Origin of the sequence: Halovenus aranensis (genome assembly GCF_900100385.1) — an archaeon.
GTDB classification, from domain to species: Archaea; Halobacteriota; Halobacteria; order Halobacteriales; family Haloarculaceae; genus Halovenus; species Halovenus aranensis.
In genome coordinates this window covers 196,605-214,037 of record NZ_FNFC01000003.1, presented here as the reverse complement: position 1 = coordinate 214,037, position 17,433 = coordinate 196,605, and the positions used below count along the sequence as shown (strand labels likewise).

23 protein-coding genes and 2 tRNA genes are annotated in these 17,433 nt (G+C 62.0%); 20 read left to right on the top strand and 5 right to left on the bottom strand.

Annotated features, from left to right (window positions below; genetic code table 11):
• Positions 1-45: 45 nt before the first annotated feature.
• The 3 genes from BLR34_RS04625 to BLR34_RS04615 form a co-directional block, all read right to left on the bottom strand.
• Positions 46-1,146 carry a monovalent cation/H+ antiporter subunit E gene (locus tag BLR34_RS04625; protein WP_092699914.1) on the bottom strand — a complete coding sequence of 367 codons (1,101 nt, stop codon included), beginning with the start codon at positions 1,144-1,146 and terminating at the stop codon, positions 46-48.
• Between the two features lie 100 nt (positions 1,147-1,246).
• Positions 1,247-2,290: an Mrp/NBP35 family ATP-binding protein gene (locus tag BLR34_RS04620; RefSeq protein WP_092700001.1), complete on the bottom strand. Its 1,044-nt coding sequence runs from the start codon at positions 2,288-2,290 to the stop codon at positions 1,247-1,249.
• Between the two features lie 43 nt (positions 2,291-2,333).
• Positions 2,334-4,223 (bottom strand): response regulator, encoded by a 1,890-nt coding sequence (locus tag BLR34_RS04615; protein WP_092699912.1) that lies wholly within the window; start codon positions 4,221-4,223, stop codon positions 2,334-2,336.
• 237 nt (positions 4,224-4,460) lie between these two features.
• Here BLR34_RS04615 and BLR34_RS04610 point away from each other — a divergent pair.
• The 13 genes from BLR34_RS04610 to rpsB all read left to right on the top strand — a co-directional run bounded on the left by BLR34_RS04610 (position 4,461) and on the right by rpsB (position 10,510).
• A tRNA-Ser gene (locus BLR34_RS04610) sits at positions 4,461-4,543 on the top strand.
• A 20-nt stretch (positions 4,544-4,563) separates the two neighbouring features.
• A complete protein-coding gene (locus BLR34_RS04605) occupies positions 4,564-5,073 on the top strand; it encodes a 30S ribosomal protein S13 (protein ID WP_092699910.1) in 510 nt (169 codons plus the stop codon).
• Positions 5,073-5,597, top strand: a complete 525-nt coding sequence (locus tag BLR34_RS04600; protein ID WP_092699908.1) for a 30S ribosomal protein S4 — start codon at positions 5,073-5,075, stop codon at positions 5,595-5,597. The genes BLR34_RS04605 and BLR34_RS04600 overlap by 1 nt, the downstream gene beginning before the upstream one ends.
• Positions 5,598-5,984: a 30S ribosomal protein S11 gene (locus BLR34_RS04595; protein WP_092699906.1), complete on the top strand. Its 387-nt coding sequence runs from the start codon at positions 5,598-5,600 to the stop codon at positions 5,982-5,984.
• Positions 5,984-6,763, top strand: a complete 780-nt coding sequence (locus BLR34_RS04590; RefSeq protein WP_092699904.1) for a DNA-directed RNA polymerase subunit D — start codon at positions 5,984-5,986, stop codon at positions 6,761-6,763. Before BLR34_RS04595 ends, BLR34_RS04590 begins: the two co-directional genes overlap by 1 nt.
• Positions 6,764-6,883: 120 nt before the next feature.
• Positions 6,884-6,968 (top strand) — tRNA-Leu (locus tag BLR34_RS04585).
• An 18-nt stretch (positions 6,969-6,986) separates the two neighbouring features.
• Positions 6,987-7,337, top strand: a complete 351-nt coding sequence (locus tag BLR34_RS04580) for a 50S ribosomal protein L18e (protein ID WP_092699902.1) — start codon at positions 6,987-6,989, stop codon at positions 7,335-7,337.
• Positions 7,334-7,768: a 50S ribosomal protein L13 gene (locus BLR34_RS04575; RefSeq protein ID WP_092699900.1), complete on the top strand. Its 435-nt coding sequence runs from the start codon at positions 7,334-7,336 to the stop codon at positions 7,766-7,768. The genes BLR34_RS04580 and BLR34_RS04575 overlap by 4 nt, the downstream gene beginning before the upstream one ends.
• A complete protein-coding gene (locus BLR34_RS04570) occupies positions 7,762-8,160 on the top strand; it encodes a 30S ribosomal protein S9 (protein ID WP_092699898.1) in 399 nt (132 codons plus the stop codon). Before BLR34_RS04575 ends, BLR34_RS04570 begins: the two co-directional genes overlap by 7 nt.
• A 7-nt stretch (positions 8,161-8,167) precedes the next feature.
• Positions 8,168-8,368 (top strand): DNA-directed RNA polymerase subunit N, encoded by a 201-nt coding sequence (locus BLR34_RS04565; protein ID WP_092699896.1) that lies wholly within the window; start codon positions 8,168-8,170, stop codon positions 8,366-8,368.
• Positions 8,368-8,547: a DNA-directed RNA polymerase subunit K gene (locus tag BLR34_RS04560; protein ID WP_092699894.1), complete on the top strand. Its 180-nt coding sequence runs from the start codon at positions 8,368-8,370 to the stop codon at positions 8,545-8,547. Before BLR34_RS04565 ends, BLR34_RS04560 begins: the two co-directional genes overlap by 1 nt.
• Positions 8,544-9,746, top strand: coding sequence for a phosphopyruvate hydratase (gene eno / locus BLR34_RS04555; RefSeq protein ID WP_092699892.1), 1,203 nt, complete (start codon positions 8,544-8,546; stop codon positions 9,744-9,746). Before BLR34_RS04560 ends, eno begins: the two co-directional genes overlap by 4 nt.
• Positions 9,743-10,510, top strand: coding sequence for a 30S ribosomal protein S2 (gene rpsB / locus BLR34_RS04550; RefSeq protein WP_092699890.1), 768 nt, complete (start codon positions 9,743-9,745; stop codon positions 10,508-10,510). The genes eno and rpsB overlap by 4 nt, the downstream gene beginning before the upstream one ends.
• A gap of 94 nt (positions 10,511-10,604) precedes the next feature.
• Here the strand turns inward: rpsB and BLR34_RS04545 are convergent, their stop codons facing one another.
• Positions 10,605-11,750, bottom strand: coding sequence for a S1C family serine protease (locus tag BLR34_RS04545; RefSeq protein WP_092699888.1), 1,146 nt, complete (start codon positions 11,748-11,750; stop codon positions 10,605-10,607).
• Positions 11,751-11,860: 110 nt separating this feature from the next.
• Here BLR34_RS04545 and BLR34_RS04540 point away from each other — a divergent pair, with 110 nt between their 5' ends.
• From BLR34_RS04540 to BLR34_RS04510, 7 genes are all read left to right on the top strand, one after another.
• Entirely contained in the window at positions 11,861-12,091 is a 231-nt protein-coding gene (locus BLR34_RS04540) for a hypothetical protein (RefSeq protein ID WP_092699886.1), read from the top strand.
• Positions 12,092-12,186: 95 nt separating this feature from the next.
• Positions 12,187-12,744, top strand: a complete 558-nt coding sequence (locus BLR34_RS04535; RefSeq protein WP_143414126.1) for a hypothetical protein — start codon at positions 12,187-12,189, stop codon at positions 12,742-12,744.
• A gap of 76 nt (positions 12,745-12,820) precedes the next feature.
• Complete coding sequence (locus BLR34_RS04530) at positions 12,821-13,531, top strand: metal-dependent hydrolase (protein ID WP_092699882.1); 711 nt, start codon at positions 12,821-12,823, stop codon at positions 13,529-13,531.
• A gap of 65 nt (positions 13,532-13,596) precedes the next feature.
• A complete protein-coding gene (locus BLR34_RS04525) occupies positions 13,597-13,995 on the top strand; it encodes an OsmC family protein (RefSeq protein WP_092699880.1) in 399 nt (132 codons plus the stop codon).
• A 44-nt stretch (positions 13,996-14,039) separates the two neighbouring features.
• Complete coding sequence (locus BLR34_RS04520; protein ID WP_092699878.1) at positions 14,040-14,495, top strand: DUF5799 family protein; 456 nt, start codon at positions 14,040-14,042, stop codon at positions 14,493-14,495.
• Positions 14,496-14,540: 45 nt separating this feature from the next.
• The gene (locus BLR34_RS04515; RefSeq protein ID WP_092699876.1) at positions 14,541-15,251 is read left to right on the top strand and encodes an SDR family oxidoreductase; all 711 of its coding nucleotides are present in this window, start codon (positions 14,541-14,543) and stop codon (positions 15,249-15,251) included.
• Between the two features lie 42 nt (positions 15,252-15,293).
• Complete coding sequence (locus BLR34_RS04510; RefSeq protein WP_092699874.1) at positions 15,294-16,199, top strand: DMT family transporter; 906 nt, start codon at positions 15,294-15,296, stop codon at positions 16,197-16,199.
• 16 nt (positions 16,200-16,215) lie between these two features.
• Here BLR34_RS04510 and BLR34_RS04505 read toward each other — a convergent pair whose 3' ends face one another.
• Positions 16,216-17,424: a coiled-coil domain-containing protein gene (locus BLR34_RS04505; protein ID WP_092699872.1), complete on the bottom strand. Its 1,209-nt coding sequence runs from the start codon at positions 17,422-17,424 to the stop codon at positions 16,216-16,218.
• Between the last annotated feature and the right edge of the window lie 9 nt (positions 17,425-17,433).

Here is a 17,433-nt window from a genome sequence, read left to right as displayed (position 1 = left end):
CTGCAATCAGGAACACGTCGGTCACGAGGTCACCCGAATCTGGTATCACTGCTGGTCACCTCCGTCGGCCTCGACGGCTTCCTCGGTCGGTGTGTCGGCGTCTTCAGGTTGTTGAAGCACTTCGGTATCGCCTCGCTCTCGGGGGGTTGGCATGTTCATCGCACTCCGGCCGTAGAAGACGAACCGGACTGCCCGTTCGAGGCCGCCGTCGAACAACCCCTCTCGTGGGCCGGCCACGAGCGTGTGGACCGTCAGCGTCCGTCCCTCGACCCGGACGGTGAGTGTGCCGGGCGTGAGCGTGATGCTGTTTGCCAGCGTCGTCACGGGAACACTGCCCCAGACCGCTGCGTTCACCTGCGTGAGACGCGGGTCTATCGGGAGCCGGGGGTCGAGTATCACGGCCGCGACCTGAACGTTTGCCTTGATGATCTCGACGAACAGGTACGGCACGTAGATGACCATCCGGAGCAGTCGACCCAGCCAGGCGATTGACGGGTCGTGGTTGAATGTGATACGGGCGAGACTCACGCCGACGATTGTCGCCGACACTGCACCGGTCACGAGGTCGAAAGCGTCGAACGTGCCGCCCAGAATCTGATAGAAGACGAACGAGACGAACACCAGCGTGCCGGCCTGCAGCGGCGACGACCGTAAGACGAGCGGGCGGCGCCGAACCTGCCGCTGGACCGGCGCCTCTTCGACTGGAATCTCGGTCAGCCGCGTCAACTCGACTTCCAGCGGCCGGAGCAACGGCGACCCGACGCCGGGGTCGTATTCAGGGTCGAGGACGACCCGGCCGATGTCGTTCTCTGCCGCTGTCTCGGCCAGCGCAGCTCCAACGTCGCTGGGACTGAAGAGATACCTATTAGCCCCGATTTGGTCGGTCTCGACGGTCAACTCTCCGGCGTGGTCGCCGGCGTCTTCCTCGGCCCAGACGGTGATGCGGTCGAGTAACTCACTGATTGTCTCGACATCTGACTCCCTCTGGTCGTCTAGTCTATCGTCTGACACTTCTGGAGAGTGAACGTAGACGAATCGGACGTACCCGTCACCCTCGCCATCGAGTGCCGTTCTGACGGCGTACTCGACGGTCTGGCGGACCGTCGACGAGGTGGCGACGGGGACGAGCAGTCGGTTATCCGACACCTGCCTCACACCTCTGTTGTCGAAATGATAGGTATCGCATGGAAGTAACTCGTTGTCGGTGCTGGGTGGGGGCGGACGAAAACGATTTCGTTTCGTCCCGTCACTGGGAGGACTCTCGCCGACGGTGGACGACGCCTTGCATGTCGACGGTTGTCTCGACGAACTCGGTGACTGCGCTGGCGGTCTCGTCGTTACCGAGGACGACCGGGTTCTCGCTCGTGCGGACTGCCGGGTCGAGCGGAATCGACCCGAGGAAGGGCATGTCGGTCTCCTCGGCGAACGTTTCGCCGCCGCCGGAGCCAAAGATGTCGTGGCGGCCGCCACAGTCGGGACAGACGAAGGTAGACATGTTCTCGACGATGCCGAGGACGGGAGTCTCGTGCTCACCGAACATCTCCATCCCTCGCTGTGCGTCGTCGAGGGCGACTGATTGTGGCGTCGTCACGATGACCGCTCCGGAGACTGGAATGCTCTGGAGCATCGTCAGCTGGGTGTCGCCGGTCCCCGGCGGCAGGTCGACGACCATGTAGTCGAGGTGGCCGCCACGCCCCCAGTCGACATCCTCCCAGAGCTGGGTGAGTACCTTGTGCACCATTGGACCTCGCCAGATTGCGGGGGCGCTCTCGTCGAGCAGGAACTCCATGCTCATGATTTCGACACCGTGAGCGACTGGAGGGAGCATCGTTTCGTCTTCGGTGATCTGTGGCTGGTCGTCGGTACCCATCATCTGTGGGACGTTCGGGCCGTACACGTCGGCGTCGAACAGGCCAACACGTGCTCCGAGGTCTGCGAGCCCGGCCGCGAGGTTCGCCGCAACGGTACTTTTGCCGACACCGCCTTTCCCCGATGCGACGGCGATGATATTCTTGACGTTCGGGAGTACTGTCTCTTCGGGGTCGACACCCCTGTCGACTGTCGCCGTGAGGTCGATATCGTAACCTGTCCCGTCAATCTTGTCTCGAACGCGGCCCGCTATCGACGTTTCAGTCGGCGAATACGGTGCACCGAGCCCGAGTGTTACCTGCACCGTCTCGGCTTCGTCGTCGACAGCTATCTCTCGGACCAGCCCCAGGGAGACGATATCGTCGCCCAGATGCGGGTCCTCCACCGCTCGAAGGCGCTCTCGAATCTCGTCGGGCGTCATCATAGCCGTCTCTCAGGTCGGTCCAGCGAAAAGGATTTCCATGCTAGACGGTCTCGACGCCCCGAAACTCGAATCTGGCACCGCCGTCGTCACCCGCCGTCGCCGTGACACACCAGCCGTGTGCCTCGGCGATTCGGGAGACGATTGCCAGCCCGAATCCAGTCCCCTCATCGCGGGTCGAAAAGTCGGTATCGAACGCGCGCTCGCGGGCCTCCGGCGACATGCCCTCTCCGTCGTCTTCGACGTAGAAGCCGTCTCCGCCGCTTAAAAGCCCCACCCTGACGGTTACGTCCTTGCCGCCGTGTTCGACGGCGTTCCGGAACAGATTCTCGACGAGTTGCTGGAGACGGGTCTCGTCTGCCTCGATACGCGTCCCCTCAACGACAGAGAGCGTCGCATCTGCCGTGTCGACGTTGTCCCAGCAGCCACTCACGACGCCCTCCAGGTCGACTGGCGCCGAGTCTGTAATCGTCTCGCCCATGCGCGCGAGCGATAGAAGGTCTTCGGTCAGCGTCTCGATACGGTCGATGGAGTCGGCGACAGCACCGAGATGGTCGCTGTCGACCTCGTCTCTGGCCAGGTCGAGTCGGAGCTGTGCCACGTTCAGCGGGTTGCGAATGTCGTGGCTGACGATGCTGGCGAACTGGTCGAGCCGTTCGTTCTCTCGCCGTAGCCTGTCGCGTTGCTCGCGGAGGCGTTTCTCCTGGTCGAGGCGGACCAGCGCCTCGCGAACGTGTCCGACAAGCAGTTCGAGCAGTTCGATGTCGCGCTCGTCGAAGGAATCGGAATCTGTGGCCGTCGCCTGGAAGACGCCGAAATCTTCGATTGGGACCGTAATCGCGGACTCGAACTCGCCGACGGGGTCGGCTGCCGGATGGTCGTCGCTGTCGTTGACCAGATACGACTCGCCGGTCCGGTAGGCCTTACCGGCGATACCGGCCTCCTCGACCGGGGCCTCCTCGTACTCTGTCAGCCCCGAAGAGGTCGCCCGTGCGACCAGCTGGCCGTCCTCGACGCTGTCGACGATACAGAGGTCCAGATCAAGAATACTCTCGGCTGCGTCGACCATCAGCTCGTAAACCTCCTGTTTGCTCTCACAGCCGGCGACTTCGACACCAATTTCATGCAGCTGTGTAATCTGCTCTTGGTGCCGTTTCACCCGACGCTCCTGTCGTTTCCGCTCTGTAATGTCTGAGATGACGACCTGTATTGCAGGCCTGCCACCGAACGTGACCGGTACAACCGACCCACGACCGTGCCGCGTATTCCCCTCAATGTCGAGAAACTCGTGTTCTGTAAACTCGGCGGGTTCGCGGTCATCTATCGCTGCATCAAGCCGGTCGTGAGCAGCGGTATCCTCAGCGGGGACGAACGTCGACACGTCCTTGCCAATCAGGTCGGCTTCCTCCTCGGCACCGAAGGTGTCGACTGCATGGTGGTTTACGTACCGTATCTGGTGGTCCTCGCCGACGACAAGCAGCGGGACCGGCGTCTTCTCGACCAGCATTCGATACTCTCGCGTTCGCTCTCTGACGCGCTGTCTGGCCTCACTCGCACTGACAGCGTTCATCACCCGGTTCGCAAGGAGGTCGTACTGGTTCTGGATACGTTCTTTCCTGAAGTAGTCTGTCGCGCCCGCAGAAATCGCTTCGCTGGCGACCGCTTCGCTCCCTTTGCCGGTGAATATAATAAAGGGCAGCTCGGGGTGGTTTGCCCGTACCGCTTCGAGAAATTCGATGCCGTCCATTCCCGGAAGTTTGTAGTCGCTGACGATGCAGTCGACCGGTTGTTCATCAAGCACTGCCAATCCCTCCTCGGCGTCAACTGCCTGTACCGTGTCGAATGCGTCGAATTCGCGGCCGATAAACTCCGCCGTCAGCTCAGTGAACTCCGGGTCGTCGTCGACGTGCAACAGACGAATCGCGTCAGTCACTACGGTTGCATTCGACTCGTATCACTTAAAAATAGACGGTCTCACTCAGAGACTCACAGCTATTTTGGCCGCGTCGAGGGACCGTTTGCCCGGACCACCGATAGGCATGAGACGAGCAATTCGTTGTGTTTAAATAGACGCGGGGGAGACAGTGAAGTAGAATCGTGTAGGGGTGCGCTTCCCCGAGTCCACCCGATGGGCGCAAGTAAGGCAGCGTGAAAAACGCGAGTTCCGCGTGTCGTGGTAGCCAAGTGGCCCAAGGCGCATGGTTGCTAACCATGTGGCGTAATGCCTCCGGGGTTCGAATCCCCGCCACGACGTGCATCACACCGACTCACACATGAGTGAACAACAACCAGAGAACGCGGACGAGGACGACGACATTCGTTACTTTGTCCGCATCGGACAGAGCGACCTCGACGGGACCAAATCGGTCGAACGGTCCCTGACAGAGCTCGAAGGTATCGGACACCGTGCGGCGCGAGTGATTACCGACAAGGCCGGCGTCGACCGAACCGCCACCTTCGGTGCACTCGACGACGACACGATTGACGAGATTGTCGACCTCGTAGAAGGGTTCGCCGACGAGGTTCCGGACTGGCTCGCCAACCACCGGAACGACTTCTTCGACGGTGAGACCACCCACGAAATCGGCAACGAACTCGAGCTGACCCGACAGCAGGACATCAACCGCATGAAGATGATCGACTCCTACAAGGGCGTTCGACACAAGCGCGGTCAGAAAGTCCGCGGACAGCGGACAAAGTCCACGGGTCGTACCGAGGGCACCATCGGTGTCAACGTCGAGGCAATCAAGGAAGAAGCCGAAGAAGACGGTGGTGAGGAATAATGGCACTCGGAAGCAACACGACGTTCTACGAAACACCGAACCACCCCTACCAGGACGAGCGTATCGCCGAGGAGTCTGGCCTGCTTGGCAAATACGGTCTCAAAAACAAAGAGGAGCTCTGGCGAGCGGAGTCTGAACTGCGCCAGTACCGCCGCGAGGCACGGAACGCACTGGGCGCGGCCGGCGGTGATGAGAGCGTCGCCGAGGCCGAGCACTCCGAGTTCGTCACGCGTCTCCAGCGCCTCGGCATCCTCGACGAGCAGGAGTCGCTTGCGGACGTGCTGTCACTGGACGTGACCGACATTCTGGAGCGCCGCCTGCAGACAGTCGTCTACCGCAACGGGCTCGCAAACAGCGTCGGTCAGGCGCGACAGTTCATCTCGCACGGCCACATTACCGTCAACGGCTCGCGCGTTCAGCGACCGTCGTACAAGGTCTACGTCAGCGAGGAAGACGCCGTCGCCTTCGACGAGACCTCGGCGCTGAGTGACGAACTCCATCCGGAACGAGGGGAGGACCAATAAATGGCAGACGAAGATAGTATCTGGGGCATTGCCCACGTGCACGCATCGTTCAACAACACCATCATCACCATCACGGACCAGACCGGTGCCGAGACGCTGGCTAAATCCAGTGGCGGAACGGTCGTCAAGCAGAACCGTGACGAGGCCTCGCCGTACGCCGCAATGCAGATGGCCGAGGAAGTCGCCGAGAACGTTCTCAACCAGGGCGTCGAAGGCGTCCACGTCCGCGTTCGCGGTCCTGGCGGTAACCAGCAGACCAACCCCGGGCCGGGCGCACAGGCGACGATTCGTGCGCTGGCTCGTGCCGGGCTGGAAATCGGCCGTATCGAAGACGTGACCCCGATTCCACACGATGGTACCCGCGGTCCAAAGAACGCGGGCTTCTAATCATGTCCGAGTACGAGGTCCAGTTCGTCGACCGAAGTGAACGACACGCACGCTTTGTCGTCCGTCCGATTACGCCGGCCTTTGCCAACGGCATCCGGCGGGCGATGATCGCCGACGTGCCGACGTTCAGTATCGACACCGTTCGGGTCGTCGAGAACTCGAGCGTGATGTTCGACGAGCAAATCGGCCTCCGGCTCGGACTCGTGCCGCTGACGACGCCGCCCGGCGAGTTCGAAATCGGCGACGAGGTGACACTTTCGCTCGACGTGTCTGGTCCCGACACGGCGTACTCTGGGGATATCGTTTCCAGCGACGAGATGGTGTCTGTCGCGGACGAGCACATCCCGATTATCGACCTCAAGGAGGGCCAGCGCCTGGAGTTCGAGGCCGATGCGGTACTCGACACCGGCCGTGAACACGCCAAACATCAGGGTGGCGTGGCGGTCGGCTACCGACACCTGCAGACTGTCGAAGTCACCGGCGATAAAAGCGAGTTCGACGACGGCGACCCCCACATCCTCCGGGGCGTCATCGAAGAACAGGCGGCCGAACACGCCGACGCCGACGCCGAGAACGGCGAACTCGTGTCGACCGACGCCTTCGACAACGACCTCACCAATCGCTACCCGGACAAGGAGCTTGCCGTTCGCGACGTGCAGGATGCGTTCGTCTTCGACGTGGAAACGGACGGCTCGTTCAGCGTCGACGACCTCGTCCGGCAGGCGGCTGGAACGCTCGAATCGCGCGCGGCGGAGCTCAAAGAGACGGTACAGCTGTAACAATGACAGGATTCCCCCACATGCCGACGTATACACCGGCCCGTCGGGTCGCGCTGGAGAGCGGCGTGGACCGACAGACCGAAACGGGTTTGTGGGGGACAGACCAACCAACAATTGCGCGCAGGGATAGCCAAGTCAGGCCAACGGCGCAGCGTTCAGGGCGCTGTCCCGTAGGGGTCCGCAGGTTCAAATCCTGCTCCCTGCATTTTTCAGGAGGTAGGTTATGAGCAAGACAAACCCGAGACTCAACAGTCTCATCGCCGACCTGAAGTCGGCTGCCCGGAACTCCGGCAGCGACGTCTGGGAAGATGTCGCCGAGCGACTGGAGAAGCCGCGGCGGACGCACGCAGAGGTCAACCTGGGCCGCATCGAGCGGTACGCACAGGAAGACGAGACAGTCGTCGTGCCGGGGAAAGTGCTCGGCAGCGGTGCCCTCAGCAAGGAGGTCACCGTTGCCGCAGTCGACTTTTCGGGCACTGCGAAGACAAAAATCGACCAGGTCGGTGAGACAATGAAACTCGAACAGATTCTCGAAGACAATCCGGAAGCAGCGAACGTACGGGTGATTCGATGAGCGTCGCCGAATTCGAGGCTGACATCGTCGTCGACGCCCGCGACTGCATCATGGGCCGTGTCGCCTCGCAGGTCGCCGAACGCGCGCTCGATGGCGAACGCATTGCGGTCGTCAACGCCGAGCAAGCGGTCATTACCGGCCGCGAGGAGGACACCATGGAGACGTACATCAAACGCCGCGAGCTTGGGTCCGACAGCGGACCGTACTACCCCAAGCGTCCGGACCGCATCTTCAAGCGGGCGGTGCGTGGCATGCTGCCGTACAAGAAGTCACGCGGCCGTGAGGCGTTCGAGAACATCCGCATCTACGTCGGCAATCCGTACGATGAGGCGGAGGTGCTCGATGATACGTCACTGGACAGGCTCTCGAACATCAAGTTCGTCTCCCTGGGAGACGTGAGCGAAGAACTCGGAGCGAACGTAACATGGTAACGAACACATCAGGAAAGAAGAAGACGGCAATCGCGCGAGCGACCGTCCGTGAAGGGACCGGCAAGGTCCGCATCAACGGACGGCCGGTCGAGCTGTACGACCCGGAGTCGGCCCAGCTGAAGATTCTGGAGCCGTTCCGTGTCATCGACGACCCCCTTCGCGAGGAAGTCGACATCGACATCACCGTCGAGGGTGGTGGCGTGATGGGGCAGGCCGACGCCGCACGAACGGCGATTGCCCGCGGTATCGTCCAGCACACTAACGACGCCGAGCTCCGTGACGCGTACATGGAGTTCGACCGGTCGCTGCTGGTCAACGACGTCCGCCAGCGCGAGGCCAAGAAGTGGGGCGGTCCCGGTGCGCGCGCTCGGTATCAGAAATCCTACCGGTGATACACCCATGATGGTACCAGTCCGGTGTTTCACGTGTGGAACGGTCGTCGGTGAACACTGGGAGGAGTTTAAACATCGCACGCGAGAGGCAAGCGAGCCCGAGGACCCGGAGAAAGTGCTCGACGACCTGGGAATCGAACGGCACTGCTGCCGGCGAATGATGGTCTCGCACAAAGACCTCGTCGACATCGTCGCACCCTATCAATAATGGCGCAACCAGACAACCGCTACGAGAAGGCTCGCATTATCGGCGCACGAGCCCTGCAGGTGGCTTACGGCGCACCGGTGCTCGTCGACACAGAGCAGACGGAGCCGATTCTCATCGCCGCCGAGGAGTACGACGCAGACGTTCTCCCATTTACCGTGCGGCGAGGTGACCGTGCGTGACACTCGTTACGGACGTCCGCCTTCGGCGGGTACTCGACTCACGCGGTAACCCGACGGTCGAGGCAGACGTTCGGACGGAAAGTGGGGGCTTCGGACGAGCGAAAGCGCCGTCTGGCGCGAGCACCGGCGAGTACGAGGCAATCGAACTCCCGGTCGGGGAGGCAATCGCTAACGCACGCGAACTGGCGATTCCGCGCCTCGTTGGCGAGGTGTACGCTGGCAACCAGCGTGACATCGACGCGGCGCTGCGCGGGGCCGACGGGACGGACGACTTCTCACAGATCGGCGCAAACAGCGCAGTTGCCATCTCGATGGCTGCCGCAAAGGCGGCCGCCGACGTACTCGGTGCGCCGCTGTTCCAGCATCTTGGGGGCACGTTCCGTGGCGACACGTTCCCGACGCCGCTTGGCAACGTCGTCGGCGGCGGCGAGCATGCCGCAGACGCAACCCACATTCAGGAGTTCCTCGCCGCCCCCGTCGGCGCGCCGTCCGTCGAGGAGGCCGTCTTCGCTAACGCCGCAGTCCACGCCGCCGTCGGTGACGTACTCGACGAGCGCGGTTTGGCCTGTGGCAAGGGTGACGAGGGCGCCTGGGCACCGTCTATCGAGGACGAACAGGCATTCGACATCGTCTCCGAAGCCACCGAAATCGTCGAGGACGATGTTGGCTTCGAGATCGGCATTGGCCTCGATATTGCCGGAGCAGAGCTGTACGACGCTGAAGAGGGCGTCTACCGGTACGGCGAGACCGTCCGAGAGACCGACGAACAACTCGCGTACATCGCCGAACTGGTCGACGAGCACGACCTAGTGTACGTCGAGGACCCCATCGACGAGGACGACTTCGAGGGGTACGCCGAACTGACAGCGCGCGTCGGTACCGAGACACTGGTCTGTGGCGACGACCTCTTCGTGACGAACGTCGACCGCCTCGAGCGTGGCATCGAGATGGGGGCAGCAAACAGTATCCTCATCAAGCCCAACCAGATTGGAACGCTCTCGGATACCGTCGACGCGGTCGAACGCGCTCGACGGAACGGGTACGACCCGGTCATCTCGCATCGGAGTGGAGAGACTGAAGACACGACAATCGCCCACCTTGCCGTCGCCACGGACGCGCCGTTTATCAAGACTGGCGCGGTCGGCGGGGAGCGGACGGCGAAGCTGAACGAACTCATCAGGATTGAACACAACGCATGAGTGAAAACGAAAACGACGGTCTCGAGGAGTCCGAGGTCGAGCCCGACGCCGCCGAGGAGGCGGAGACGGCCGACGAGGCCCCCGAGACCGAGACGGAAGACGAACAGACCGCCGCACCCGACGCGGCAGAGACAGACACGGAAGACGACACCACACTCGACGAGGACGTGATGTCCGACGAGGACGCCGACCTGCTCATTCCGGTCGAGGACTACCTCGGCTCCGGTGTCCACATCGGGACCCAGCAGAAAACCGCCGACATGGAGCGGTTTATCCACCGCGTACGGACCGACGGCCTCTACGTGCTGGACGTGTCGATGACAGACAGCCGGATTCGGACGGCCGCGAACTTCCTGTCGAACTACGACCCAGAACAGATTCTGGTCACGTCGTCGCGCCAGTACGGCCGGTTCCCGGCCGAGAAGTTCGCCGAAGCAGTCGGCGCTCGCGCCCGGACCGGTCGCTTCATCCCGGGGACGCTGACCAACCCCAAATACGACGGTTACATCGAGCCAGACGTGCTCGTCGTGACCGACCCAATCGGCGACGCACAGGCGGTCAAGGAAGCCATCACGGTTGGCATCCCCGTCATCGCCATGTGTGACTCGAACAATACCACGAGCAACGTCGACCTCGTCGTCCCGACCAACAACAAGGGCCGCAAGGCACTGTCGGTCGTCTACTGGCTGCTCGCCAACGAGACGCTCGACCGCCGTGGCGCCGAGCCTGCCTACTCGCTCGACGACTTCGAGAGCGACATCTGAGTCTCGGGTCTCGCCTGACGCGACACGCTTTTGACACACTGCTCACCGTCTAGAGATACCGACACCAGCGATGGGGCTGGAGTGGTAGCGCGTGTTACTGCGGACGGTTCTCGACCGGCGGCCGTGTGCCGAGCGTCAGCGGGACGGTCCGGCGCTCGCCGTCGCGGACGACCTCGACCTCGATAGTGTCGCCGGGGTCGGTTTCGAGGGCGAGAAATGCCGAAAGTCGTTCTTGATTCGGAATCGGCCAGTCGTCCATGCGGACAATAACGTCGCCACCGACGAGGACGCTCCGACCGTTGACATTCCGTTGTTCGTCGGTGCCCTGCAAAACACCGTCTGACGGGCCGTTGTTGGCGATTCTGTGGACGTAGACTCCCCAGGAGACAGAGAGGTCGTTTGCCTCGATGAGGGCCGGCCGCACGTCGAGCAGCCGGATGCCCATATACGAGTGGTCGAACTCGCCGTCGTCGATGAGTTCCGGAACGACTCGATCGACCATCGCCGCCGAGATGGCGAAGCCGATAGTCTGGCCGCGGCCAGCACTGACGACACCGACCACCTCGCCGTCGTAGGTCACGAGCGGGCCGCCGCTGTTGCCGGGGTTGACTGCGGCGTCAGTCTGGATACCGTCTGCGATACTGAAATCCCGTCCGGGGACCTGGATGTTTCGGTCCTGGCCGCTGATAACGCCCGTCGAGAACGAACCGGAGAGTTCGTAGGGGTTCCCGATTGCCGCGACGGGCGTACCCACCGCTTTCGGCCCGTCGACGAGCGAGAGCGACGTTGCGCTGTCGGGCTTGTTTTCGACGTTGAGGACTGCGAGGTCGCTGTGTGGGTCTGATCCGACAATCGAGGCCTCGCGCCAGCCCACATCCCTGAAACGGACGTAGGTGCTGTCAGCGAGCGCGACGACGTGGTCGTTTGTAACGAGATACGAGTCGTCATAAACCCAGGCAGACCCACCAGCCGGGCCCTGTGGCGTGCGCACCTCGACCGCAGCGACGGAGTCGACGACTTGTTGGTACACCGCAGTCTGTTCGGATGTCGACGGCGGGCTGTCGACGCGCTGTTCGGGAGTGTCGAACTCGTCTGGAAAGTCTCCGAGGTCTTCGCTCTCTGGGGAGCGTTCTGTGGGGGAAATCTCTTCGGGGGCCTGCAACGCGCATCCTGCGACGCTTGCCGACAACACCGACCCGGCCGTTGCGAGAAGGCGGCGACGAGAAACGTCTTGGTCCATATCGAAATCAGGGGCGCGAGGCCAATAAATAACCGGGCACCAGACAGTTCTCCGGACGAGACTGTCTGCGAAGGCAAAAAGCTACTACACCGGGCCCCGCAACCCGAGGTATGGCAACGAAACGCGGCGACGAGACGCCTGGCTTTCTCCTCCCGGGGATTCGCTGTGCCATCGAGATGGTACTTGCCGGCACGCTCGTGTTACTCGTTGGACTTCCTGCCGACAACGACATATATCTCGGCGCGGTCGTCACGCTTGCCGTGGTCGTTATGGTCGTGATTCTGTTCTGGGCGCTCAACCGGCAGATCGAACAGTGGGTAACCGCAGCGACGGGTCGATAACTGAAACGAGAGTGTGACCCTCCGTGTTTTTTATCGAATCTCTCCCCTTCCAATCACCCGTGCAACAGTCACGTCGTGCCTTCTTCACAACGGCAATGGTATCGCTTTCGGCCACCGTCACTGGCTGTCTCGGACTGGGGGGTGGCGACGACGGCGTCTCGACAGAGGGTGATGATGACTCACCGTTCGATACGAGTCCGGAGTCACTACTGCCCGATGCCGAAACACTCACCGACAAGACCGACCGTGAGTGGCGCGAGGGGGATGCCGAAAACGGATTCGGGCGGGAAATCCTCGACAACGAGTCGATACTTCGCGATAAGGACGCGGTTGCGCTGTTTCGCCCAGTACCCTCCGGCGAAGAGGACGTTGGCCTGCAGGTGTGTGCGAGTACGGTCAGACTGTACGACACTGTCGAGGAAGCCCGCAAGGCATTTGACGACTCCCCGTTCCAGTTTGGGTTTGGCTACGAATCCCGCTCGATTGCCGTCGAGGCGATTGGGGGAACGGCTAATAACAACGACTCACAGGTCATCTTCCGAGACGCAAACGCAATTGGCAACGTCGTCTTCTCCAACAGTCAAGCATCGGTCGACGAACAGGAACAGACAGCTCTCGACCTCGCCGCGGCGATGCACGAGTCGTGGCGATAATCGACCGCTCTGTCGACAGGTGACGGTAAGCCGGACACCATAGCTTAAGTGGATTTCGTGAGAACTCTCGCATGCAATGGAACTCACCTGGCACGGCCACTCCACGTGGCACGTCGAACTCGGGACGACCAGCCTGCTCATCGACCCGTTTTTCGACAACCCGAAGACCTCGATGGAGCCGTCTGACCTCGACCCGGACTATGTCCTGCTGACACACGGACACGCAGACCACATCGCAGATGTCGGTGCGTTCGGTGATGCGACGGTCGCGGCGACACCAGAACTAACGGGGTTCGTCGCCGACGAGTTCGATGTCGACGAGGAGAACACTATCGGCTTCAACATCGGCGGTACGCTCGAACTCGGGGACGCGTTCGTCACGATGCATCGCTCCGACCACACGAACGGGCTGATGACCGACTACGAGTTCTCGGGCGGGATGCCGGCAGGCTTTGTCATCTCGGATGCACACCCCACCGAGGACGGCGAGTCGACGACGTTCTATCACGCTGGCGACACCGCCCTGATGACCTCGATGCGCGACATCATCGGCGAGTATCTCGACCCTGACGCCGCGGCGCTGCCGGCAGGGGACCACTTCACGATGGGCCCACACCAGGCATCGATTGCCGCCGACTGGCTCGGCGTCGACTACGCACTCCCGATGCACTACGATTCGTTCCCGCCGATAGAAATCGACACCGCAGAGTTCGAACAGTACGTCGAGACGAACGCTTCAGCGGCCGAGGCTGTCGTTCTCGACGGTGACGAGACTTTCGAACTGTAGCGCCTGTTGCTGCAAATACTGTAGGGAGACACACAGTTTTGAGGCTCGGGGTCTAACATCAGGTGATGTCTGACATCAACGTCACGAGCACGTGTAAAGAGAGTTACACAACCGAAAGCGTCGTCGGGAACTTCGACCTGGTTATCGACGCGACCGGTGAAGACGGCCCCGACCCGAACGCGACACTCGTCGCGGACTATGCCTCCTGTTTCATCCCGGCGTTCCGCGTCGGCGCCAACAAGGAGGGCTTCGAAGACCTTGGAACAGTACAGGTCGAGTCCTCGGCGGAACTCGACGACGGGGACGACCTCACGAGCATCTCCTTCGAGATTCACGTCGAGGCAGACCTCGGCGACTCTGTCGACGATGTCGTCGCGCGGGCAGAAGACATCTGCCACGTTCACTCCGCGCTCCGCGAGGGGCTCCACGCCGACATCACGGTCACTGACGGCGCAGACCTGTAGCTCGGTGGAAAACGCTCATAGGGATGCCTGTCGTACCGGCAAGCATGAGCAACGGATGGCAGGATAAACTCGCGGGCGCACGCATGCAGGTCGACCAGCAGTTCAACGACCGCATCGTCGCCTCCGAGTTTACTAACCAGCAGTGGGGCCTCATTATGACAGCAGTCGAGTTCGATATCGAGAACCCGCAGGACCCAGCACAAGCCGAACTGGTCGCCGACACCGACCAGGTAGAGCATATCCTCCCCGAATTGGAGAACATGCCCCAGGGGATGGGCGGCGCACCTATGGGACAACAGGACAGCGGTAGCGGCGGTGACGGCGTTCTCGGGAAGATTCGTGGACTGTTCGGTAGCGACGGCGGAGACGACGGCATCGACGAGAACCGCCTCGAATCCGCGACCGCTCTCGTCGACGAGTACGCCGACGAACTGCAGGCGTTTCTCGAAGAGCAAGGCCGCTGGGAGAGCCTCTGTGCAGGTGCCGCAGGCGGCGAGTGACGGCCGCGCCCGAACTTTATGCGTGTCCAGGCCCTCGACAGAGATATGTCCGCAACGTTCGAGTTCGGCGACAGTGTCGTTCTGGTAACTGGTGTCGGCGGTGCACTCGGCAGTGCCGTCGCGGAGGCGTTTCTGGACGCAGGCGCGACCGTCTGTGGGGCCGACCTAGTGGGGCCCGACGACGATGATTTCCTGCTCGACGAGCCCGGCAGAGTCGACTTCTACGAGGGCGACTTTACCGACGAGGCGACCGTCGCAGAGACAGTCGACGAGATTGTCGAAACGCACGGACAGCTCGATTACTTGGCGAACATTGCGGGAACCTGGCGTGGCGGCAGTCCAATCGACGAGACCGACGGCGAGACGTTCGATTTCCTCTTCGACGTGAACCTGAAGACGATGTTCCTCGCGTCGAAACACGCGATTCCACACATCCGTGAGCAGTCGGGGGCTATCGTCAGCGTGTCGGCCCGTTCCTCGCTCGAAGGCGGCGAGGGAGACGGTATCTACCGGGCGACGAAGGCGGGCATTCGCCTGCTGACCGAGACTATCGCCGAGGAAAACAGCGGTCAACTGCGGGCCAACGCTGTCATGCCGAGTGTCATCGACACGCCGATGAACCGCGAGATGATGTCCGATGCCGACCACTCCTCGTGGGTCGACCCGGCGGATATCGCGGAGACGTTTCTCACGCTCTGTAGCGACGCGACCAGTGTCACCAGCGGCGCAGCCGTCCCTGTCTACGGCGAGGCCTGAGTTTCCGAAACCCGTATCACGCCCGCGGTCGGACAGGGTGCTGTGTCAACGGGCCGAAACAAGATTCCGTTCGCCGGTTTGGCTGTCGCTATCGTCGCCATCAGCACGGGAGCTATTCTCGTCGAACTGAGTGACGCTCCCTCTGCTGTCGCGGCCTTCTATCGGGTGTTGTTCACGACGCTCCCGCTGTTACCGGTCGCGTTCTGGCGATACCGCGAGGAGTTCCGGCTGATACGGCGTCGTGACCTGGGGTTTGCGACGCTTTCGGGGGTCGCGCTGGCACTGCATTTCGCTTCCTGGTTCGAGAGCCTGGAGTGGACGAGCGTCGCCGCCAGCGTTACACTCGTCCAGTCCCAGCCCCTGTTTGTCGCATTGGGTGCCTGGCTGTTGCTCTCTGAGTACATCAATCGCCGAATGGTTGGTGGCATTCTGGTCGCTGTCGCGGGGATTGGCATCATGTCGATGGGCGACTTTCTCGGGGGCGTTCTCGTCGGCCCGCGGCCGCTACTCGGCAATGGACTCGCTCTGTTCGGTGCGCTGATGGCGGCCGGTTACGTGCTTGCCGGGCGTTCGTTACGACAGCGCGTCTCGTTGGTGCCCTACGTAGTGGTCGTCTACAGCGTCTGTACGGCCTGTCTGTTCGTTCTCTCACTGGTCCAGGGCGGCGACCTGACCGGCTATCCGACTCACGAGTGGCTCATCTTTCTGGGACTCGCGGCTGGCCCTGGCCTGCTGGGCCACACTGTCATCAACTGGGTCCTCGCCCATCTGGAGTCGAGTGTCGTCTCTGTCTCGATGCTCGGTGAGCCGGTCGGTGCGACGATTCTCGCTTTCGTGTTCTTGGCGGAGGCCCCCACAGAGTTCACCGTCTTCGGCGGCGTCGTCGTTCTCGTCGGCATCGCACTCACGACTATCGAACGCGAGCGGCGACGTCGAGAAACAGAGTAGCCACGAACCGGGCGAGTTACCCGCCGAACGTCGATTTAATCTGCTCCTGCCACGTCTGCAGGTCGTCGATGCTCTGCTCGATATCGTCGAGGCGCTGGGCCATGTCGCCGTCGTCGACCGCGGCTTCGAGTTCCTCGATGTCTGACTGGATACTCTCGAGAGTCGCGTCGAACTCCGAGAGTTCCTCGTCGACGCTGTCCATCTTGTCCGTCGCCTCGTCGACGTCCGTGGATACCGTTTCCACCTCGTCGGCCAGCGAGTCCATCTCCTCGCGCACCGCGACGACATCGTCATCGAGCGCCGCGATGTCGTCCTCGAACCCGGTGACGGTTTCGGCGACTGCCGCGACCTGTTCGGCGTTGTCGTCGGTCGAGGACTGCACCGAGGAGAGCCGCGACTCGAACGACTCTAGCTGGCCCTCGAACTCGTCGAGAATCTGTTGTGCGGTGCCGTTCTCGTCGAGGAACTCCTCTAAAGCACCGGTGTAGGCCCGCAGGTCGGCGACATCGTCTTGAATCTGTTCGACCTTCGCCGCGGTCGCGCCCTCTTCCTCGACGGCCGCAAATGCCTGCCGAAGCAGCTTCAGGTCCTCCGTTGAGACGTTTTGTTGTCGAATCTCGGCCGCCATCGCGGCAACGACACCACCCTCGACGGCGGGTGCCGTGGCGGTGTCGTCAGCCCCGTTGTCTGTTGCCGAGTCGTTGGGGTCTTTGAGGTCGAGTTTCGCCACGTCTTCGTCTTCGTCTTCGTCTTCTTCGTCCTCTTCTTCGAGCCCGGGAATCTCGCCGTCTCCCGAAATTGCCTCCTTGATAACGTCGCCGTCGCTCTCGGGAACGACGTTTTCCGAGGCGTCGTCGGGAAGGGGCGGGTCGACCGATTCGAGGGTCGGCTCGGTCAGGAACTTCTCGACGTTGTCACTCCCGGTCGCACGGATACCGTACACCGTCGTGTACGTCTCTCCAGGCTCTAGGTCGCGCTCGAAGACGATACTGTCGTCGTCGATAACCCAGTACTCGCTGCCGTACTCCGGGTGAAAGCCGAGGTCCTCGACCTCGATATCCTCGGGAACTGTGTCCGAGAGCGCGATATTGACATCTTCGTCACGGTTCGACGTGAACTCGAAGGCAATTGCCGGCACGGGGAACTCGTTCTCTTCGAACCGTTTGACCACGTTCACCCCATCCGAGGAAAGCACGATTTCCTCGTACCCTTGTGAATCGCTCATACCTTCGTT